At 40.0% G+C, this 22128-nt stretch carries 20 protein-coding genes and 4 tRNA genes; 23 read left to right on the top strand and 1 reads right to left on the bottom strand.

Annotation, left to right across the window (positions count from 1 at the left end):
* The first annotated feature begins 181 nt into the window (after positions 1-181).
* The 23 genes from rpsF to rlmH all read left to right on the top strand — a co-directional run bounded on the left by rpsF (position 182) and on the right by rlmH (position 20087).
* Positions 182-478 carry a 30S ribosomal protein S6 gene (rpsF, locus tag AC0VYJ_RS22000; protein ID WP_194218158.1) on the top strand — a complete coding sequence of 99 codons (297 nt, stop codon included), beginning with the start codon at positions 182-184 and terminating at the stop codon, positions 476-478.
* 26 nt (positions 479-504) lie between these two features.
* Complete coding sequence (gene ssb, locus AC0VYJ_RS21995; RefSeq protein ID WP_194218159.1) at positions 505-1017, top strand: single-stranded DNA-binding protein; 513 nt, start codon at positions 505-507, stop codon at positions 1015-1017.
* Between the two features lie 63 nt (positions 1018-1080).
* Positions 1081-1317, top strand: coding sequence for a 30S ribosomal protein S18 (gene rpsR / locus AC0VYJ_RS21990; protein ID WP_048311135.1), 237 nt, complete (start codon positions 1081-1083; stop codon positions 1315-1317).
* 157 nt (positions 1318-1474) lie between these two features.
* Positions 1475-1774: an HPr family phosphocarrier protein gene (locus AC0VYJ_RS21985; protein WP_475366264.1), complete on the top strand. Its 300-nt coding sequence runs from the start codon at positions 1475-1477 to the stop codon at positions 1772-1774.
* An 841-nt stretch (positions 1775-2615) separates the two neighbouring features.
* The gene (locus tag AC0VYJ_RS21980; RefSeq protein ID WP_194218161.1) at positions 2616-3542 is read left to right on the top strand and encodes a YybS family protein; all 927 of its coding nucleotides are present in this window, start codon (positions 2616-2618) and stop codon (positions 3540-3542) included.
* A 15-nt stretch (positions 3543-3557) separates the two neighbouring features.
* Positions 3558-5534 carry a DHH family phosphoesterase gene (locus AC0VYJ_RS21975; protein ID WP_194218162.1) on the top strand — a complete coding sequence of 659 codons (1977 nt, stop codon included), beginning with the start codon at positions 3558-3560 and terminating at the stop codon, positions 5532-5534.
* Positions 5531-5974: a 50S ribosomal protein L9 gene (gene rplI, locus AC0VYJ_RS21970; RefSeq protein ID WP_194218163.1), complete on the top strand. Its 444-nt coding sequence runs from the start codon at positions 5531-5533 to the stop codon at positions 5972-5974. The genes AC0VYJ_RS21975 and rplI overlap by 4 nt, the downstream gene beginning before the upstream one ends.
* A gap of 48 nt (positions 5975-6022) precedes the next feature.
* Positions 6023-7384 (top strand): replicative DNA helicase, encoded by a 1362-nt coding sequence (dnaB, locus tag AC0VYJ_RS21965; RefSeq protein ID WP_194218164.1) that lies wholly within the window; start codon positions 6023-6025, stop codon positions 7382-7384.
* 244 nt (positions 7385-7628) lie between these two features.
* Entirely contained in the window at positions 7629-8915 is a 1287-nt protein-coding gene (locus AC0VYJ_RS21960; RefSeq protein ID WP_194218165.1) for an adenylosuccinate synthase, read from the top strand.
* 128 nt (positions 8916-9043) lie between these two features.
* The gene (locus AC0VYJ_RS21955) at positions 9044-9481 is read left to right on the top strand and encodes a PilZ domain-containing protein (protein WP_194218166.1); all 438 of its coding nucleotides are present in this window, start codon (positions 9044-9046) and stop codon (positions 9479-9481) included.
* Positions 9482-9599: 118 nt separating this feature from the next.
* Positions 9600-9675, top strand: a tRNA-Lys gene (locus AC0VYJ_RS21950).
* A gap of 171 nt (positions 9676-9846) precedes the next feature.
* Positions 9847-9923, top strand: a tRNA-Met gene (locus AC0VYJ_RS21945).
* Positions 9924-10054: 131 nt separating this feature from the next.
* Positions 10055-10130, top strand: a tRNA-Asp gene (locus tag AC0VYJ_RS21940).
* A 178-nt stretch (positions 10131-10308) separates the two neighbouring features.
* Positions 10309-10384: transfer RNA gene (locus AC0VYJ_RS21935), tRNA-Phe, on the top strand.
* 293 nt (positions 10385-10677) lie between these two features.
* Entirely contained in the window at positions 10678-12084 is a 1407-nt protein-coding gene (locus AC0VYJ_RS21930) for a peptidoglycan DD-metalloendopeptidase family protein (RefSeq protein ID WP_475366263.1), read from the top strand.
* Positions 12085-12353: 269 nt separating this feature from the next.
* Positions 12354-13061, top strand: a complete 708-nt coding sequence (gene yycF / locus AC0VYJ_RS21925; RefSeq protein WP_098445599.1) for a response regulator YycF — start codon at positions 12354-12356, stop codon at positions 13059-13061.
* Positions 13062-13068: 7 nt separating this feature from the next.
* Complete coding sequence (walK, locus tag AC0VYJ_RS21920; RefSeq protein WP_194218168.1) at positions 13069-14871, top strand: cell wall metabolism sensor histidine kinase WalK; 1803 nt, start codon at positions 13069-13071, stop codon at positions 14869-14871.
* A gap of 2 nt (positions 14872-14873) precedes the next feature.
* A complete protein-coding gene (locus tag AC0VYJ_RS21915) occupies positions 14874-16259 on the top strand; it encodes a YycH family regulatory protein (RefSeq protein ID WP_194218169.1) in 1386 nt (461 codons plus the stop codon).
* A complete protein-coding gene (locus AC0VYJ_RS21910) occupies positions 16246-17148 on the top strand; it encodes a two-component system regulatory protein YycI (RefSeq protein WP_194218170.1) in 903 nt (300 codons plus the stop codon). Before AC0VYJ_RS21915 ends, AC0VYJ_RS21910 begins: the two co-directional genes overlap by 14 nt.
* Before the next feature lie 14 nt (positions 17149-17162).
* Positions 17163-17957 (top strand): MBL fold metallo-hydrolase, encoded by a 795-nt coding sequence (locus AC0VYJ_RS21905; protein WP_475366262.1) that lies wholly within the window; start codon positions 17163-17165, stop codon positions 17955-17957.
* An 84-nt stretch (positions 17958-18041) separates the two neighbouring features.
* Positions 18042-19253: a S1C family serine protease gene (locus AC0VYJ_RS21900; RefSeq protein WP_371017936.1), complete on the top strand. Its 1212-nt coding sequence runs from the start codon at positions 18042-18044 to the stop codon at positions 19251-19253.
* Between the two features lie 81 nt (positions 19254-19334).
* Complete coding sequence (locus AC0VYJ_RS21895; RefSeq protein ID WP_475366261.1) at positions 19335-19499, top strand: CxxH/CxxC protein; 165 nt, start codon at positions 19335-19337, stop codon at positions 19497-19499.
* Positions 19500-19607: 108 nt separating this feature from the next.
* Complete coding sequence (gene rlmH, locus AC0VYJ_RS21890; protein ID WP_194218174.1) at positions 19608-20087, top strand: 23S rRNA (pseudouridine(1915)-N(3))-methyltransferase RlmH; 480 nt, start codon at positions 19608-19610, stop codon at positions 20085-20087.
* Between the two features lie 209 nt (positions 20088-20296).
* Here rlmH and AC0VYJ_RS21885 read toward each other — a convergent pair whose 3' ends face one another.
* Positions 20297-21742, bottom strand: a complete 1446-nt coding sequence (locus AC0VYJ_RS21885; RefSeq protein ID WP_475366260.1) for a DEAD/DEAH box helicase — start codon at positions 21740-21742, stop codon at positions 20297-20299.
* Positions 21743-22128: the final 386 nt, after the last annotated feature.

The raw sequence follows: 22128 nt of genomic DNA, 5'->3' as shown, positions 1-22128 counted from the left end.
CTTCGCGGAAAGCGAGCATCCTGAAGCGGAAATCAACCAGTCTATAGATTCAATTTCTACGGGACTTGCTAATAAAGAATTAATTTGGTATAATCTAAAGCTGTGAGTAATTATCTTTGTATACTTACTCCTTGCTCTTAATTACCATTGAGAGCCGTTAGACCAAAAGGAGGTGAACGGAATGCGTAACTACGAAATTATGTACATTATCCGTCCAAACATTGAAGAGGATGCACAGAAAGCTCTTGTTGAGCGTTTCAACGGTATCCTTACAGACAATGGTGCGGAAATTAATGAAACTAAAGAAATGGGTAAGAAGCGTCTTGCTTATGAAATCGAGAATTTCAACAGCGGGATCTACATGCTTCTTAACATTAACAGTAATACTGAAGCGATTGAAGAGTTCAGCCGTTTGATGAAAATCAACGACGATGTTCTTCGTTTCATGACGATCAACCTAGAAGAAGCTAAAAAGTAATTGTTTTATAAATAGGAGGGGTTCTGATGCTGAATCGCGTCGTATTAGTTGGACGTTTAACAAAAGACCCTGAATTGCGTTATACCCCTAGTGGCGTAGCGGTTGCGAACTTTACACTTGCTGTAAATCGCCCGTTTACGAATCAGCAGGGAGACCGCGAAGCTGATTTTATCAACATTGTTGTATGGCGCAGACAGGCAGAAAATGCAGCCAATTTCTTGAAAAAAGGCAGCCTTGCTGGTGTAGATGGACGAGTTCAGACTCGCTCTTACGATAATAGCCAGGGACAGCGTGTGTTTGTGACAGAAGTGATGGCTGAAAGCGTCCAATTTCTCGAGCCTAAAGGTGCAAACCAGGGCGGTGGCGGAAGCGGCAACAGTAGCAACTACGGTGGCGGCAACCAAAACAGAGAAACCGGCGGTTACGGGAATCAGAACCAAAATCGTGATAACAACCGTGATCACTCCAATTTTGGAGATGACCCGTTTGCGAGCGATGGCAAGCCGATCGACATTTCAGATGATGACTTGCCGTTCTAATACTCTCTGTTTCGAGCGGTGAAAACAGAGATCGAATTTTAAATGCAAAGGAGGTAACTACCCATGGCAAGACCAGGTGGACGCAGAGGTCGTCGTAAAAAGGTTTGTTTCTTCACAGTAAACAAAATCACTTACATCGACTATAAAGATACAGATCTTCTTAAGCGTTTCGTATCTGAGCGTGGAAAAATTCTTCCACGTCGTGTAACAGGTACTAGCGCTAAATATCAACGTCAATTGACTCGTGCGGTTAAACGTGCTCGTCAAATGGCTTTACTACCATACGTACTTGGTGAGTAAGTTTTAAAACAGTGGGACATTGTCCCACTGTTTTTTTTCTATACAAGTTTATTCTGAAATAATGTTTTTTTACATTGTTGGAGAATAAGTGGTTTATGACTTCACATATTGAGGGAATAAGAACCTTACAAGAGATCTGTAAGGAGGAACCACAATAATGAAGAATGTGGAAACAACAACAATTAATCTGACAGAGCAGCTTAGTATGAACTCCCTTATGGCATTCGTAAAAAAAGCGAAATCGTTTAACAGTCACGTGTCACTCTATCGTAATGGTCATAGCATTAACGCAAAGAACTTAACAAGCTTAATAACGTTCAATCTTACGGTGAAAGAAAATGACTCACTTCTTCTTATTGCTGACGGTGAGGATGCTACCGAAGCATCTATGCAATTAGAAAAATGGCTTCAAAATGAAATGGATAGCGCAAAAGAAGAGTCTTTATCTCTTATGTAATACATAGTAGGCTGTTGAGAAAACAGCCTTTTCTTAATGCTTACTATTCAAATTAATGAAACATTTGCTGAAACGGGCAGAAATTCTTACAATGTAGTAAGGGGATTTCGACCCGTTTTTTTGAATTTCATAAAAGGTAGTTTATTGAATTCGTGTAAATACTGGTATGGTAGGGCGTGAGACTGAATGTAGATTTATTTAGTAGTCGAACGTTATCGTTCGCTTTACTGATCTAGCTGCAGTGGCCAGTCTCTCGATCACTTCACCTTTTCCTCTGAACACAAAGACCGTGTTCAAATGAAAAGGTTCCAGTGCTTGTCGAGCCTAATCGGCCACTTCCGCTTTACTGATCCAGCTGCAGTGGGCAGGTCCTCGAGTCGCTTCAACCTTTCATCCGAACACAAAGACCGTGTTCAAATGAAAGGTCTCCAGCGCTTGTCGGACCTAATCGCCCACTTCCGCTTTATTGATCCAGCTGCAGTGGGCAGGTCCTCGAGTCGCTTCAACCTTTCATCCGAACACAAAGACCGTGTTCAAATGAAAGGTCTCCAGCGCTTGTCGGACCTAATCGCCCACTTCCGCTTTATTGATCTAGCTGCGCGGGCCAAATCCTTCGGCTGTTTCGCCCAATCGAATGAGACAAAAAGCGCCTCAGTCTCATGGGCTCCAACAGCCTGCGGATTTTAGCAGGCCCGCTCCGCTTTACTGATCCAGCTGCAGTGGGCAGTCTCTCGATCACTTCACCTTTTCCTCTGAACACAAAGACCGTGTTCAAATGAAAAGGTTACAGTGCTTATCGAGCCTAATCGCCCACTTCCGCTTTACAGAAAAGGAGTTAATGATGAAGAATCGTGCTGTTGTACCGTTAGTTGAAGGGGCTGCGCTTGCGGCTGTGTTTGCTGTTTTATTTTTGGTAACGATGTATGTACCCGTTGTTGGTGTAATTACTTTATGGGCTCTTCCAGTGCCGTTTATTTTAATGGTAGTTCGGAATGGGTTGAAGAGTGGATTGGTGATGTGGGCCGTAACTATTGTTATTGGGGTATTAACAGCTGGTATACCTTCGTTTGCTTTTACCTTAGTATTTAGTCTTGGTGGTTTAACTGCAGGGTACTTATATTATCTTCGTAAATCTGCGCTTGCTGTTTTACTTGGAAGTACCATTGCCTATGTTGTTGGTTTGGTTATCATTTTCATTTCAAGTATTTTACTTATTGGTCAAAATCCAGCAGATTTATCTATGGAAATGATGAATCAATCTTTTCAACAGGCTGAGTCAATGGCGAAAGCTTTAGGAGGGAATTCGGATCAAATTGCTCAGGCTAGGGAGCAAATTAGTTTAATTCGATATCTTATCCCAACTGTTCTTGTATTAATGGGGGCAGTTATTGCGCTTATATCTCAACTTATTTCAGTGCCGATTTTAAAGAGGGTAGGAAATTTTCATCCACCAGTCTTTCCACCAATCCGAGAATGGTCATTTCCGAAGAGTTTTTTATGGTATTATTTAGTTGTTACTATTGTTATGATGGTAGGATTAGAAGAAGGATCTGCTGTATTTGTTGCATCCATTAACGTTTACTTAATACTCAACGCACTGATATTTGTTCAGGGGCTTGCAGTCATTTACTTTTTTAGCCATCAAAAGGGGTGGCCCATCGTCGTGCCAATTCTGTTAACGGTTCTTGGCTTCGCACTAACATCATTTATTGTTATTATTGGAATCATTGATCTTGGTTTCGAATTGCGAAGGAGAATGAAATCATAGGTAGGAGCTGAAAGTATGCCAAAGTTTTTAACGAAACGGTGGCATGGTTATCATGTGGTAGCCTTGTTCGTCATTTCCATCCTGTTTATCGGCATCATCACCTATTACAACTGGATATTAGGGGTTGGAAGCGTAGTGGTCATGACGCTTCTTGTTTATACAGCGATTCGAGCTGAATCTTTATTTCAAGCTGCACTCAGGGATTACGTATCAACTCTGTCTCACCGTGTGAAGAAGGTGGGAGACGAGGCTCTGATGGAGATGCCTTTTGGAATATTGCTGTATGATGAGGATTATCACATCGAATGGACCAATCCATATTTGCCTATCATGATGGAGAAAGAGCAATTGATAGGACTTTCGTTGAATGATATATCGGAGCAAATTATTCCCTTTTTGAAGTCAGAAGCGAATGAAGAAATTTTAACGATCCATGATCGTAAGTACAAAACGTATTTCAAACAAGAAGAAAGACTTCTCTATTTCTTCGATGTGAGTGAAAAGGTAGAAATACAACGTCTTTATAGCGAAGAAAAAACGGTTGTTGGGATTGTTTATCTGGATAACTATGAAGAAGTAACCCAGGGACTTGGCGATCAGGTGCGTAGTAACTTAAACAGCTCTGTTACCTCGATTCTGAATAACTGGGCTGATGAGCAGGGAATATTCTTGAAGCGAAGTTCATCTGAGAAATTCTTTGCTGTATTAAACCAAAAGATCCTTCAGGATTTGGAGAAAAATAAATTCTCTATCCTTGATGAGGTGCGTGAAGCTACTTCGAAAGAGAACATTTCCATTACATTGAGTATTGGTATTGGTAGTGGTCACAGTACACTTACGGAACTTGGTCAATTAGCTCAGTCTAGTCTTGATTTAGCGCTTGGACGTGGTGGTGACCAGGTGGCGATTAAGCAGACAACCGGGAAAGTGAAGTTCTATGGAGGAAAGACCAATCCGATTGAAAAGCGGACAAGGGTTCGAGCACGAGTTATTTCTCACGCTTTAAGAGAACTTGTACTGGATAGTGATCAAGTCATTATTATGGGACACAAAAATCCCGATATGGATTCCATCGGCGCTTCGATAGGTATATTAAAAGTAGCACAGGCCAATGGAAAAGAAGGTTCTATCGTTTTTGATCAAAATCAGCGGACAAGTGGTGTCTCAAGATTAATGGAAGAGATTGAAGGGAATGACCAACTTTGGGCTCGCTTTATTGATCCTGAAGATGCGCTCGAGAATTGTACACCGAATACGCTTCTAGTTGTCGTCGATACCCATAAACCTTCTCTTGTAATGGAAGAGCGCCTTTTACAAAAGCTTGACCATGTGGTTGTCATTGATCATCATAGACGTGGAGAAGAGTTTATTGAAGATCCAGTTCTTGTTTATATGGAGCCATATGCTTCTTCTACAGCTGAACTTGTAACGGAACTCTTTGAATACCAGCCGAAAAGGCTCAAAATGGACATTATGGAAGCAACAGCTCTTTTGGCAGGGATTATTGTGGATACAAAAAGCTTTACGCTTAGAACCGGCTCTAGAACGTTTGACGCTGCATCCTATTTAAGGGCACATGGAGCTGATACTGTTCTTGTACAGGAATTTCTACGTGAAGACATTGCACAGTATATTAGGAGAGCCAGAATTATAGAGAAATCGCACATATATCGAAGCGGTATTGCGATTGCACTCGGTGAAAGAGACCAAACATACGATCAAGTATTGATTGCACAAGCCGCAGACACGCTCTTATCAATGAGCGGCGTGATTGCTTCTTTCGTTATTTCGAAACGAACTGATGGTAAAATTAGCATTAGCGCAAGATCGCTTGGTGATGTTAATGTTCAGATTATAATGGAAGGCCTTAATGGCGGTGGACATTTAACCAATGCTGCGACGCAAATTGATTCTGGATCAATCGAAGAAGCAGAAGAATTGCTTAAGGAAACAATTGATAACTATTTGGAAGGGAGCGAAGATGAATCATGAAAGTGATTTTCTTAGAAGATGTAAAAGGTAAAGGTAAAAAAGGCGAAGTGAAAAATGTGGCAGACGGTTATGCTCGTAACCATCTGTTGAAGAATAATCTAGCTCTAGAAGCAAATAATGCAAATATGAAAACTTTAAAAGCAAAACAGCGCAGTGATGATAAAAAGGCTCAGGAAGAGCTTGATGAGGCAAAAGCGCTGAAAGAAACAATCGAAAGCCTTGAAGTTGAATTGGAAACAAAATCTGGTGAAGGCGGCCGTTTATTTGGATCCATTACAAGTAAAAATATTGCTGAAGAACTGAAAAAGCACGACATCAAAGTGGATAAACGTAAAATCGAGCTTGATGAACCAATCCGTTCACTGGGATACACGAATGTACCCATTAAATTGCACCATGATGTAACAGCAACTGTTAAAGTACATGTGGTAGAGCAATAATAGGTGATCACGGGTGGAAAATAGCGAAATGCTCAGGGGGAAAACAACATGAGTGATTTATTTGCTGATCGTACGCCACCTCAAAATATAGAAGCTGAACAAGCGGTAATCGGTGCTGTTTTCTTAGAAATTGATGCACTCACAACAGCAACGGAAGTATTGCAGCCAGAAGACTTTTATAGAGCGGCACATCAGAAGATTTTCTCTGTCATGATTGATCTCTCCGAGAAGGGTGAGCCTGTCGATCTTGTCACGGTTACATCAGAGCTGCAGGACCTTAAAATTCTTGAAGAAATTGGTGGAGTATCTTACCTAAGTGATCTGGCTAATTCAGTTCCTACGGCTGCGAACGTTGAGTATTATTCTAAAATTGTGGAAGAGAAATCAATCTTAAGAAGACTTATTCGCGCCGCCACAGATATAGCTTCCGATGGCTATGCGAAAGAAAATGAGATTGAAAACCTTCTATCAGAAGCTGAGAAATCCATTATGGAGGTTTCTCAGCGAAAGAATACAGGAGCTTTTATATCTATTAAAGATGTTCTTGTAACTGCCTATGATAATATTGAAATGCTACAAAACAGTACTGAAGATATTACAGGCATTCCTACAGGATTTTCTGAGCTTGATCGAATGACCGCAGGCTTTCAACGAAATGACTTGATCATTGTTGCAGCAAGACCTTCTGTAGGTAAGACAGCTTTTGCTCTTAACATTGCTCAAAATGTCGCTACGAAGACGGATGAAAATGTTGCGATCTTTAGTCTTGAGATGGGTGCTGAACAGCTTGTCATGCGTATGCTCTGTGCTGAAGGGAATATTGATGCACAACGTCTTCGAACAGGTGGACTGACAGGAGATGACTGGCAGAAGCTGACGATGGCTATGGGTAGTCTTTCAAATGCCGGTATTTATATTGATGATACTCCTGGTATTCGAGTTGGTGATATTCGTGCTAAATGTCGACGCTTGAAGCAGGAGAAGGGCCTTGGCATGATTCTAATTGATTATATGCAGCTTATTCGTGGTAATGGATCTGGGGAGAACAGACAACAAGAAGTTTCCGAAATATCGAGGTCCTTAAAAGGCATTGCACGTGAACTTGAAGTACCTCTCATTTCACTATCACAGCTCTCTCGTGGAGTTGAGTCGAGACAGGATAAAAGACCAATGATGTCTGATATACGTGAATCTGGAAGTATTGAGCAGGATGCTGATATTGTCGCGTTCTTATACCGAGATGATTATTATGATAAGGAATCGGAAAATAAAAACATCATTGAAATTATTATTGCAAAGCAGCGAAATGGTCCAGTTGGAACAGTAGAGCTTGCATTTGTGAAAGAATACAATAAATTCGTTAACCTGGAAAGGCGTCATGATGAAGGTGACATGCCACCAGGTGCCTAAAAAAGCCTCTTTTATGAGGCTTTTTTATTATAGTTCACAAAAATGAGCATAATAAAAGCACTACATTTGTCTTATTTTTATTCGAAAGGAATAACTAAATAACGAACATAATTATATTTATTTATATAATTGTTCGGGTTTGTTGACTTACAACCATCAAATTGGTACACTTACCCTGGGTTTTTTAAAAAAAGAAGTATGCTTCTTGATGAATTAATCGTAGGAAGCATCTGGAGGTGCTCAAATGCCATCAGTAGTTGTGGTAGGAACACAGTGGGGCGATGAAGGTAAAGGAAAGATTACGGATTACCTCTCGGAAAATGCAGAAGTTGTCGCTCGTTATCAGGGTGGAAACAATGCAGGACATACAATTGTATTTAATGATACGAAGTACAAACTTCACTTGATTCCATCAGGAATTTTTTATGACGATAAAATTTGTGTCATCGGAAACGGAATGGTTGTTGATCCAAAAGCTGTTCTTGAAGAACTTGCCTATTTACATGAACGCAATATTAATACAGATAACCTGCGCATTAGCAATCGCGCACATGTTATTCTTCCTTATCACTTGAAGCTTGATGTCGTGGAAGAAGAGTACAAAGGCGAAAATAAAATTGGCACAACGAAAAAAGGAATTGGCCCAGCATATATGGACAAAGCTGCAAGAGTGGGAATCCGTATTTGTGATCTTCTTGACAGAGAAGTATTTGAAGAGAAGCTGGAGCGTAACCTAACTGATAAAAATCGTCTTCTAGAGAAAATGTATGAAGTTGAAGGCTTTAAAAAAGAAGATATTCTTGAAGAATACTACGAATACGGCCAAAAGATTGCAAAGTATGTTGTAGATACTTCAGTGGTCCTTAATGATGCCATTGATGAAGGGCGTCGTGTTCTATTTGAAGGTGCACAAGGTGTCATGCTTGATATCGATCAGGGTACATACCCATTTGTAACGTCTTCAAATCCAATTGCTGGTGGGGTTACAATTGGTTCAGGTGTAGGACCTAGTAAAATTAATCATGTTGTTGGTGTTTCGAAGGCTTATACGACACGAGTAGGTGACGGCCCGTTCCCTACTGAGCTTCATGATGAAGTAGGCGACCAAATTCGTGAAGTAGGAAATGAATATGGTACAACGACTGGCAGACCGCGCAGAGTTGGCTGGTTCGACAGCGTTGTAGTACGACATGCACGCCGCGTAAGCGGAATTACCGATCTTTCTCTAAATTCCATTGATGTACTGACTGGCATCGAAACGCTTAAAATTTGTACAGCCTATAAGTACAAAGGTGAAGTTATTGAAGAGTTCCCAGCAAGCCTTAAGGTTCTTGCTGAATGTGAACCTGTTTATGAAGAAATGCCTGGTTGGACAGAAGATATTACTGGTGTGAAAAACCTTGGTGATTTACCACCTAACGCACGTCACTACATTGAGCGTGTTTCACAATTGACAGGTATTCCATTATCAATCTTCTCAGTAGGTCCAGACCGTAATCAAACAAATATGATTCGTGGCGTTTTTGCTTAATTGATCGAGCTGGCAGCTGAGACTGCCAGCTTTTTTTAGAACATTAGAAGTTGGAAAATTCTGCAGAAAAACGATTTTTGTGGTAAACTTGGACTATCAAAATTGTTAAACTTTGATGAGGTGTTCGCATGAGTCGGAATAAAAGACAGGTCTTTCGTCAGCAGCTTGACGTTCCTTTTGCTGCAAGGATGAGAATTATTGAAAAGAACACACCTGTCGCTACGGATTTTAACCATAAAATTTATATTCATGATATCGGACTCGAAGGTATTGGTTTTTCTGTAGATTTTGAAGCGCCAATGCATACGAATATGGAGTTTTCGATTAAGTTAAATGATGAACCATTTCGCATTACAGGTGAAGTGGTGTGGGGGAAGCCAAACGACCCTAATGATCCAAACACAAGAGCAAGCCACTTTTTTGGTGTGAAGTTTCATCTCAAAACGGATAAGGAATCCTCACTCATTTTTCAAGAGGTCAATCGTTTCGCCATTAAACGTCATCGTCGGAAACAAGAAATTCGTGAAATGATGAAAGAGCGATTAAATAAACAGGCAAAGGGGTAAATTAAGACAGGGTTAACTTACTCCATGGCTGTTTTTTTATTTTCTTTTCAAGATCTCTTGCTTTTTATGAAATCCAATGATATGATAAATCTTGTCGTCGTTACAAGATACTTATGACGAGCCATTAGCTCAGTTGGTAGAGCATCTGACTTTTAATCAGAGGGTCGAAGGTTCGAGTCCTTCATGGCTCACCATTTTCTTTAGATGAAAATGATACATATCGTCGCGGGGTGGAGCAACGAGCGTTACATCATTGAATCAACATCGAGTTGTTTCGACGGATACGCTTCGGAGCATAATCTTGCAGAGGAAGAAACAGTGCACAGCATAAAGAAGCAGGTGCAGCAATCTTTCATTCATATCGTCGCGGGGTGGAGCAGTTCGGTAGCTCGTTGGGCTCATAACCCAAAGGTCGCAGGTTCAAATCCTGCCCCCGCAACCAAATAAAAATTTTAACTACGTCGATTAAACATCGATGATAAAATTTAATGGTAGTCCCTTTAGGGGCAACCTAAACTCACTGCTAGATGTAACTACTTTCTAACGTAAGTGAGCAAAATACACTCATAACTTGGTCTCGTGGTGTAGCGGTTAACATGCCTGCCTGTCACGCAGGAGATCGCGGGTTCGATTCCCGTCGAGACCGCCATTTAATCTATTAAATGGAATTAGTAATATGGCTCTGTAGCTCAGTCGGTAGAGCAACGAGCAAAGCTTAATCGAATTTCCGACGAGTTGTCCCGACACAGCTAGCTTCAAAGCAAGGCTTGTAGAGGAAGGGACAGAGGTTTTACACAGCATAAGCTGATGGACAGTATATCTTATATGGCTCTGTAGCTCAGTCGGTAGAGCAGTGGACTGAAAATCCACGTGTCGGCGGTTCGATTCCGTCCGGAGCCACCATTATTTTTCAATTAACAACGTACATATATCGCATATCTCTCATTGAGGGGTATGCGTTTTTTTGTTGTTGATTTTTAAAAGCGAACTATTTCCTGCAGTCGTGATCCTTATTTAAAGTGTAAGGTAATCGATGAAGAACCTTCCAGTTTTCTGGTATGAGTTGCCACGATCGTGACGAAATGACTACATTTTTATTACAAGTTGAGTATTTGTACCCATGTGACTTCCTGTATATGATAAAGTGCGAAACGTGAGTAAAAAAGATAGTTTTAGCTATAGCAGGGGGAAGTCGCATGAAAAAAATAAATGTACGTCGTTTTATACAACTTTCAGTCATTGTAACGAGTGTTAGTACACTTTTTTGGATAGAACCAGTTGGTGCATCAGTTTATAATCTCATGAAGCCTGTTTATCACGTTTATATAGATGGAGAAAACGTAGGCACTGTAGATAGTCGAGCGGTATTGAACGAAAATATAAAGGAATTAAAAAACGAACAAGAGGCAAATGGTGTGAAGTTATCAGTTGAGAATGACGTGGAGGTTGTGACGGAACGCTTATTTAAACCTTCAGTTGACAATAAGGAAGCACTCGAGCAATTAGATGAAGAAATTACGTTTACTGGTGAAGGGTATACCCTCTCTTTTGATGGAGAGCAGGTAGGGAGCTTCGTAAGTGAGGAACAAGCAAAAGATGCTCTATGGGAGTACGCTAAGTCCTTACTTACTGATGATAAAGTGAAGGAAATTGAGAGAACAAGTCTGAATGTATTCGAATCAGGTGATAAGCCTCATCCGATCGATGCTGTTGAGCTCTCACAACCATTTACAGTTGAAAAGAATGAAGTGAACCCAGAGGATATTTTAACGGAGGAGGAAGGAGTGTCCCTCCTTAAATCAGGTTTTGAAGAAGAGGTAACATATAAAGTTACAGAAAACCAATCTCTTAAACAAGTAGCTAAAAAGTTTAAGATGGATGTTAAAGAATTAATGGAGAAAAATAACCTTTCTAGTGAGGATGAGATAAAGAAGGGTGATCAATTAAACGTTCTTGAGAAGAATAAATTTGTAAACGTGATGGAAACGGTAGAAATTGAAAAAACAAAAGAAATTCCATATCAAGTTACTAAAAAGAAAAGTGATTCTCTCTTAAAGGGTGAGAAGAAAGTAACGCAAGATGGAGAAAAGGGTAAGAAGACTGTTACTTATAAAGTAAAACGTGAAAATGGAAAAGCCGTTGAAAAGAAAGTTGTGAAAGAAGACGTTTCTAAGGAACCTGTAGATGAGGTAATTAAAATTGGAACAAAGGTAATTCCATCAAAAGGAACTGGTTCATTTGCATGGCCTGCTGTAGGAGGAACAATTACAAGTAAGCAGGGCGATCGCTGGGGATCTTACCATAAAGGAATCGATATTGCGGGGGTATCGGATAAAACAATCCGTACAGTGGATAATGGAAAGGTTACAGCTGCAGGTACGCGAAGTGGTTATGGGAACCAGGTTACTGTTAATCACAATAACGGTTTAAAAACAACTTATTCTCACCTGGCGTCCATTTCTGTCTCAGTTGGCGATACGGTTCAGAAAGGTGACAAAATTGGAGTTATGGGTACTACAGGGGATTCAACAGGTATTCATCTTCATTTTGAAGTATATAAGAACGGTGATCTTGAAAATCCAATGAATTACGTGAAAAAATAACCTTCAGTGAAAACTGAAGGTTTCTTTTATGGCTTCCTGGCGAAAGATGTGTTTGAATGGCGAATGCATTAGTAGGACTTCATAAAGCCATTAGGTAACGGTGTTATAAGACGAAAGAGAAAGGACGTAGCGTTTCTCTTATAGAAGTTAAGGGAAGAGCGGTAGGGAATCGTAATAAAACCTACATAATATGATAAAATAGACAAAAGTATGCATGTTTCATATCAACGGTAAATTGATATTGTCATATCAAAGAAGGAGCGTTCATAATGGACAAGAAAATTCTTGTTGTAGATGATGAAAAACCAATTGCAGATATTCTGCAATTTAATCTTGAGAAGGAAGGCTTTACGGTGGTTTGTGCTTACGATGGAGACGAGGCCATTGCTAAAGTTGAGGAAGAGAATCCGGATATGATTCTTCTTGATATCATGTTACCTCAACGTGACGGAATGGAAGTTTGTCGTGAAGTTCGTAAAAAATATGAAATGCCAATTATTATGCTAACGGCAAAGGATTCTGAAATTGATAAAGTGCTAGGTCTTGAGCTTGGTGCTGATGATTATGTGACAAAGCCTTTCAGTACACGTGAGCTTATTGCGCGTGTAAAAGCCAATTTGCGCCGTCGTCAGCAGGAGCCTGAGAAAGAATCTTCACCGAACTCGCTTATTAAAGTGGGTGCGCTAACGATTCATCCAGATGCTTATCTTGTTACGAAGCGTGAAGAATCAATTGAGTTAACACATAGAGAATTTGAATTGCTACATTATTTATCAAAACATATAGGTCAAGTTATGACCCGAGAGCATTTGTTACAAACTGTTTGGGGATATGATTATTTTGGCGATGTTAGAACAGTAGATGTAACAGTACGTCGATTACGCGAGAAAGTCGAAGATAATCCAAGCCATCCGACATGGATTATTACAAGACGTGGCGTTGGCTACTATATGCGTGAACCGGAACAGGAGCAGTAAACTTTAGATGGGAAAGGTCGGTTTTTTTAAATCCATTCATTTTAAGTTTGCGATTGTTTATGTCCTTCTTATTCTTGTTGCCATCCAGTTTATCTCTGTTTATTTTAACGACAAGTTAGAAGAGCAGTTTCAGAGTAACTACGCTAGTTCCATTCGCGATCGTGCTGAGCTTCTAGCTGATAATGTCTCTGATCAGGTGAACAGTAAGAGCGATGAAGAAGATGATACGATTAATAACTTGATTAGAAATTTTAGCCAAAATGAAATTCGTCAAATTCTAGTAGTTGATTCATTAGGTCAAGTAGTCGGTACGCTTAATGATGATGGTCTAGAAGGAACACGTGCAACGAATGATTTCGTGGATAGTGCATTAAATGGTGTAGCTGAACAAGAAATCCTTCTTGATAGTGAAGGAGAGCGGTTTTTAGCTTATGGCTATCCTATTAAAGGTGAAACAAACACTACTGTTGGAGCGGTTTACATTCAGGCAAATATGAATCAGGTATTTGAACAAGCAGATGAAGTGAATAGTTTATTGGCTCAATCTGCCTTGATTGCCCTGGTACTGACAGGCCTACTTGGTATTATTATCTCTCGTACGATAACAAGGCCAATTTCGGATATGAGAAAACAAGCACTTGTGATGGCCAGAGGCGATTTCACTCGAAAAGTGAAGGTGTATGGAGAAGATGAGATTGGACAGCTTGCGCTTGCCTTTAATGATTTAACAAGAAGGCTTCAAGAAGCTAATGCCATTACAGAAGGTGAGCGACGTAAACTTACATCTGTGCTTGCTTATATGACGGATGGTGTTATTGCTACAGACCGAGAAGGTATGATCATTCTAATGAACGATCGTGCTGAGGAAATGATGAACGTTTCACGTGAAACGGTTCTTGGAACATCACTAAACAAAATTCTTCAGTTCGCTGAAGAGAAGACGTGGGATGATGTTTACAATGGTCCTGACTCAATGATTCTAGATTTAAGTGATGATCAACAAACGTTTATTATTCGAGTTAACTTTTCTATTATCCATAAAGAAGACGGTCCAATTAATGGGTTGATTGCTGTCCTTCATGATATTACCGAGCAAGAACAGCTTGAACAGGAACGACGTGAATTTGTAGTGAATGTGTCACATGAGTTACGTACGCCTCTTACAACGATGAGAAGTTACCTTGAGGCGCTTCAGGAGGGAGCATTACAGGATCCTGAAATTGCTCCGCGCTTCTTAAGCGTCACGCAAAATGAAACAGAGCGTATGATCAGGTTAGTTAATGATCTATTACAGCTTTCTAAAATGGATAAGAAAGAGTATCATCTTGAGTTTACGGAAGTCGATTTCGTTGAGATGTTTGATCATGTGCTTGATCGCTTTGAGATGTCGAAGCGAGAGAATATTGAAATTGTAAGGCAGCTTCCGCGTTTAGCGATTTACACAAAAGTGGATAAGGACAAAATGACACAGGTGCTTGATAACATTATTTCTAATGCGATTAAGTACTCCCCGGATGGAGGTACTATCACAGCAAGATGCTGGACGATTGGGAAGAAGATCCGAATCAGCATTAGTGATGAAGGTGTTGGCATACCCAAAAATAATCTTTCGAAGATCTTTGATCGGTTCTATCGTGTAGATAAAGCTCGCTCACGGCAGCTTGGAGGAACTGGACTTGGTTTGGCTATTGCCAAGGAAATGATCCATGCCCATCATGGGGATATCTGGGCAGAGAGTAAGTGGGGACATGGAACAACGATCTACTTTACTCTCCCTTATAAGCGAATAAGGGAGGTCGAAGACAAGTGAGAATGACGAAGAAACAATTTGAGAACTTTAAAACCGTTTTACTAAATGTTCTCGTTTTAACTAGCTTGTTTCTAACGTGGCAGATTTGGACATTCGAACCTGAGTACGAAAAGGAAGCTGCTCCTACAGAAGCAAGTCCTGTTGGTATTAAGGAAGTAAGTATCAATGAAGTTGTAAAACCAAATCAGCTCGTTTATCACATTGATAATCAACATTTTACTTCCTTTTATTCCAATACCATTGATTCTTTTTACAATGAATTTATCTCCGGAATGAAAATCAAGTCCTTTACGATGGAGAATGATATGAAAAGTATACGGGAGACCGGCAATAGCGTAGAGCTTATTTTTCCAACATTGCTTTCAAATGACGTTTTGAAGAAACTAGTGAGCATTTCGAAAGACGATATTCCTTTGTCGACATTCGATCGCATTATCATTCCGTCTATTGCATCAGGTAAAAACAATGAAATCATTTTCCTCAATACATCCAATGGTGATGGAATGCGAGCTACGGTTGAAGCTTCGAATGATATAAAAGAATGGTATTCAAACGTCTTCTCTTCTTTTGAGGTTAATAGTAGTGAAGCTGAAGAAAATAAGATCTTTCGTGCCAAATCGTTTCAAGTTTCTGACGAGCTACCGACTTTTTATATTCCGATACAAGGTCCTTCTTTAGCGGCGTTCGGAGGAAGTTCCGATGAGCTAGCAAATGAAGAAGATTTTAAAGAAGCGCTTTTTCCTGAACAAGATCGTGTTGAGAAGAACTCATTCAACAATATTTCTGATCTTTATACTGACGGTAGCCGAGACTTAACGTTTAGTCATGAAAATGAATTTATGGTGTTTAAGAATCCACCTTCTACAACAAGTCGGTATGTATCGAATGAATCTCCTATTCTGGATGCCTATGGATTTATCAATAAGCATTTTGGTTTTCGTATCACCGATTACGATGATGATGAATATGTGCTGAACGAATGGATCAGATCTTCTGATAACAATACAGATCAAATTACCTTCCGACTATATACGGGTGGCTATCCAGTCTATAGCTCTTCAACAGAAGATCTTGATGAGATTGATGTAACTCTTGAAAATGATGATGTTAGCACGTACAAGCGAATGTTGAAGGTTATTCAATACGCTAGAGAAATTGGAGATCGTAAGCTACCGAGTTATGAAGAAGTCCTTTCTCTACTAGACGAGGGAAGTTTTAAGAAAACCGAAATACAAAACATAACAATGGGTTTCACAATTGATCGGTCAGCAGAACAAAATTATGAGTTTACGCTTATTCCCCAATGGTATGTGAAGTTGAACAATTCCTGGACACCGCTACAATCCATTAGCAATGAACAGGGAGGGGAATCAGTTGGATTGGAATAGAACGAAAACGATATTAATATTAACGTTTCTTGTGTTTAATATCTTTCTAGCTAGTGATTTATTTAAGAAGCAAACCGAATTAAGTGATCTCGAGCAGTATGAGCAGGTTACGATTGAAGATCAATTAAAGAATTTAAACGTCACGTATGAGAAAAACCTTCCTGTTCAAACGGAGAAGATGTCTTTCATTAGTGGAGACGTTCATGAATTTACAGAGCAAGAAGAGAAAACGTTAGAAGAGGGAACAAGTCAGGACATTACGCTTGATGGACGAAAGTTAATCTCCACTCTTAAGAAGCCGTTCCCGATAAGCGATCCGGACGAGCCTTCTGCCTTTTCAATATTTCTAGAGACGTATGTGTATGAAGGTGGGAAGTATCAGTTTTACGCCCGTGATGAGAATAATCCAAACATTATTTATTTCGCGGAAACCTTTGAAGATCGTCCTATTTATAGCCAGGATTCAGGTATGCTAATTGTTACGCTTGAAGATGACAAGGTTGTCTCTTATACGCAAACATACTTGAACTTAAAGAAAATCGGCAAAGAACGTAAAATCGATCCAGCTTCTGAAACGATTGGGCTTCTTGTGAATCAGCAGGATATTTCTTTAAATGACAAAGTAGAAGACATGTCAATTGGCTATTACACAACGGTTACGAACGAGGATGACCGCGATACATTTGTTTTCGTTCCAACGTGGCATGTTGTCGTTAAGAACGAAAACAAGGATAAACCAATTCAGAACTATTATGTCAATGCGATTGAGAAAACAGTCTTTAGTGATCCTAAAGAGGTCGAAACCAATGAGCAAGAGGATGAGGAGGATTCAGATGACAGTGAGAAACCGGATCCTTCTAAGCCTAAAACGGTAACAAGCGATAAGTAGGAGAGGAATGGAATATGTCTCTTGAATTTAGTGTGCTTGCAAGCGGAAGCACTGGTAACGCCATTTATGTTGGTACTGAGAAGCATAAGCTTCTTGTAGATGCTGGATTAAGTGGAAAAAAACTTGAAGAACTGTTCGCAAAAGCCCATCTCGATCCAAAGGATCTAGATGGGTTGCTTGTGACTCATGAACATAGCGATCATATTAAAGGTCTTGGCATATTTGCAAGAAGGTATAAGCTGCCTATATATGCAAATGCAAAAACGTGGGAAGCGATGTCAGGTCTAATTGGTGCAATACCAGTAGAACAAAAGTTTCAGTTTGATATGGATACTATGAAAACTTTTGACGATCTTGATGTCGAATCATTTGGTGTCTCCCATGATGCAGCCGAGCCGATGTTTTATGCCTTTCATCACGAAGGTAAGAAACTTAGTATCGCGACAGACCTTGGATATGTGAGTGATCGAATCAAAGGAACGATTCGCAATTCAGATATGCTTGTATTTGAGTCAAATCATGACATCAATATGCTTATGATGGGGCGCTATCCATGGAATGTGAAAAGACGAATTTTAGGTGACATGGGTCACGTTTCTAATGAAGATGCGGGAGCTGCCCTATCAGATATAATTGGTGATCAAACAAAGCGTATTTATTTAGCCCATTTAAGTAAAGATAATAACATGAAAGACCTGGCAAGACTTTCTGTCCAGCAAACCCTTGAACAAAACGGCTTTGCAGTCGGGGAGCAGATTGCTCTATATGATACAGATCCTGCTGCGCCAACACTTGTTACGAAGTTATAACGAGAAGCTTGAGTGAGGGCAAGTAAGATAGATTAGTCTTGATTCTGAGGTCTCCTTTTTTAACTGAAAGGATTGGTGAAGGATTTGGGCTATTATGATGGTGATGAAAACAATCGACCGATGCGACAGAAAGGTAATCGCGGCGGCGCATTTATGGCTGGACTGATTGGTGCCATTCTAGGCGCATTACTTATTCTCTTTACTGTGCCTGCTCTCTCGGATGTAGGCGTGCTGCCTGATATTCAACCACCGCAAGATGAAGAAGCGGAAGTGAAGTCGGAACAGCGGGCGATTACTAAAGATATTAGTATTGATGTAACAAATGACATTACGTCAGCTGTTGCGAATGTAAGCGAAGCGGTTGTCGGAGTGATTAATTTACAAAAAACAGATTTCTGGGCAGAGGATTACGGAGAAGCTGGAGCAGGATCAGGCGTTATTTATAAAAAAGAAGGCGGAGAGGCATTTGTTGTTACTAACAATCACGTGGTTGAAGGTGCAGGGCAGCTTGAAGTGAGCTTAAACGCCGAAAAGCGCGTTTCTGCAGAGCTTGTAGGCACTGACCCTCTAATGGACCTTGCCGTCCTTAAAATCCCTTCTGAGGCCGTTACAATGGTTGCTGAATTTGGTGACTCGGATACTCTCAAGCCAGGTGAACCAGCTATAGCCATCGGTAATCCATTAGGCTTTCTTGAAGGGACCGTCACACAAGGTATTATTAGCAACCCTGAGCGTTCATTTCCAGTAGATACCGATCAGAATGGGACAATTGATTGGAATGCTGATGTAATTCAAACAGACGCTTCTATTAATCCAGGTAACAGTGGAGGAGCGTTAATTAACATCTCAGGTCAATTAGTAGGGATTAACTCAATGAAGATCGCTCAATCAAGCGTAGAGGGAATTGGCTTCTCGATTCCAATCAATATCGCTGAGCCTATCATTAATGATCTAGAGTCGTATGGCGAAGTCAGAAGGCCTCAAATAGGAATAGGAACAAAATCACTCTCAGAGATTCCTACCTATCACTGGAGTGAATCACTAAAGTTGCCAGATAAAGTGGATTATGGAGTCGTAGTTATGAGTGTTTTTCCTACTTCTTCAGGTGATATTGCGGGCTTAAAAGAGCTTGACGTTATAACAGCAATGGATGGAGAAAAAATTAAGAATTCAATCGACCTTCGTAAATTTCTTTACACAAAAAAAGAAATTGGAGACCGAGTGAAATTAACAGTCTATCGTGAAGGTACGAAACAAGAAGTAGAAGTGACACTTGCCGAGCAGCAAAGCTCTTAAATAGTGCAGGAGGGGGAACTCTCCTGTTTCTTTTTGGAGAAACTTATGCACAGTGGATAAGTGAAATGAAGGAGAGGTAGAATGAAAATATATTGCTGTAAAGATCATGTTGAATTGGCTCTTGATGTAATGGTTGATGAAACAGAAAGTTTCCCTGTATTAGAAGAGCTTGAGAAAGAATCAAATGAGTTGTCCACAACATGTGAGTATTGCAAAAACAGCGCAACATATATGGTATCGAACTAATATTCGGTCACGACATGTGGGTGAAAAATGTGTATATGTGGATAATTTCTGTGGATAACTTGTTTATCTGCTGTGGATTTAAGAAAAAAGGATAGGTGTGGATAACTTTTGAACATAAGTATTGTTACTGTGGGGAAACTGAAAGAAAAATATTTAAAGCAGGGGATTGCGGAATATACGAAACGTCTCGGTCCTTTCGCAAAAGTAGAAGTGATCGAGGTCTCCGATGAAAAAGCTCCAGAGAACCTAAGTGACACTGAAATGCTTCAGGTGAAAAAGGCGGAAGGTGATCGCATTATGAGCAAAATTTCACCTGATGCTCACGTAATTGCCCTAGCTATTGAAGGAAAAATGAAAACTTCTGAACAGTTAGCACGTGACCTTGACCAGCTCGCAACATATGGAAAGAGTAAGGTAGCTTTTGTTATTGGAGGCTCACTTGGTTTAAGTGATGATGTTCTCAAGAGAGCAAATGACACGCTTTCCTTCTCAAAGATGACTTTTCCTCATCAGCTAATGAGGCTTATTCTAGTTGAGCAGGTTTATCGTGCGTTTAAGATTAATAGAGGCGAACCGTATCATAAGTAAATGTGGATATAAAAGAATAGAGTCAAAATCTCAAGTTTTTCCGGAGAAAACTTATTACTTTGTTCTCATTGTATTCAGTACAGTAGGAGCTAAACTTGGCTAGACCAAACAATCTCCTAGGGTCATCATGTCTCTTTTAATTTCATATAGAAGCAAATATCCCCCTCATCTTTTAAAGTGAGGGGGATTTAAGGATTTCTATAAATATTTTATTTAATGGCTATGCTCACTTTTAACTTCTTTGCTTTGATAGTCGCATTCTCCATGGCCTGTAGAACTAGTGAGCCCTTGCCATTTAGAATATCTACATAGGACATATGATCATGGATGGTTATAATGCCGATATCCTCTGCAGTGACTCCAGAGATTTTTGCGATCGTTCCAACAAAATCAACAGCACGAATTTTCTTCTTTTTACCGCCGTTGAAATGGAGTTTCATAATATCTTGATTGATGCGGGCTGTTTTATTATTTCTTACAATGCGTCTGCTGTTAAGTTTTTCTTCGAAAGCTGCTTTTTTTCCAGCCAGTTCCAGATGGCTTGGAGCTTCTATAACTGGTAGCTCAAAGCCGATGTATCTTTCAATTGCTTTAATGAACTTTCCTTCAAAAGGTGTCGAAAACGTAATGGCTTTTCCTTTATTTCCAGCGCGACCGGTTCTTCCTGTTCGGTGTACATAGCTCTCTTTTTCCATAGGAACGTCGTAGTTGATAACAAGTGTCACATTATCAATATCAATACCTCTCGCAGCTACATCGGTAGCCACGAGATAGCGGAAGTTCCCCAGTTTGAAACCTTCCATAACGGAGAACCGGTCTTCTTGTTCTAGCCCCCCATGGAGTCTCTCGCAAGGGTATCCAGATTTCTCTAGTTCGCTATACACAGAATCAACGTGTTCTTTGGTTCTGCAGAAAATGAGGCAGCTGTCTGGATTTTCTACAACCGTGATGTTTTTAAGGAGTGAGATCTTTTCTTCTTCTCTCACTTCAACTAAAGAATGTTCAATGGTATCGGCTGTCATCCCGTCCGATTCAATCTCAATCTGAATCGGATCGTTCATATATTTATGGCATAGATTTTCAACATCTTTAGGCAAGGTAGCAGAAAAAACCATTGTTACTCGGTTTGAAGGCAGCTCTTTCATAATCGCTTCTACTTTATCGATAAAACCTCGATTAAGCATCTCATCAGCTTCGTCTATGATAAGATACTTTATTTGATCCAAAGCTAGAGTTTCTCGTTCAATATGGTCCATGACCCGTCCAGGAGTACCAACGACGCAATGAGTTTTTTGTTTCAATTCATCCTTTTGTTTCGTAAAAGGTTCTTTGCCATAAACGGACACTGCTTTAATGCGTTTAAACCTTCCGATATTCGTAATGTCTTCGCGGACTTGAACCGCAAGCTCCCTAGTAGGAGTAAGAATTAAGGCCTGTGGTTTTTTTTCTTCCCATTCAATCATATCGGAAACAGGAATACCAAAGGAAGCGGTCTTTCCACTTCCTGTTTGAGCTTTTACGACAAGATCTTGATTTTCTAATGCTAATGGAATAACTTCACTTTGAACTTCTGTTGGCGTTTCGTATTTTAGCACAGCTAGTGCTCTTTTTATTTCTTCGCTTAGATGATATTCTGCAAAACTTTTTTTACTCATTTTTCAACCTCGTTTTTGGTTTTTCGTCATATGTATAGAATTCTCTCCAAGAAATATTATATGCATTATCAGAATATGGTCCATTATACTTGAAAAGTGCGGGAGAAACCGGCTTTTATATTAAATTTTTAAAAGTAACAGATATAAATTGTCTGACATTACATCTGATAAAGCTTTAAAGAAATGGGGTCAAGCCTCCATATTGAAGCCAGACCAGCTTTCTTCTGTTGATTCTTGGTTTTTGCTCAATGCGATTGCTCATCACAGAGTCTCAATGAGGAAAAATCAAAATGGTTTATTAACATAGTCTTATAAAAAAGAGAGAAAAGCACGAATGGCTCTCCTCTCCTGTAACAATCTAAGAACGATTTGGTTCAAATGACTCA

The sequence above is a fragment of the Anaerobacillus sp. 63XJN7_5_ISO-PGPR-S23-430 genome (assembly GCF_056173695.1).
The sequence above is the reverse complement of the archived record's forward strand: the minus strand, read 5'-3'. Positions and strand labels throughout refer to the sequence as shown.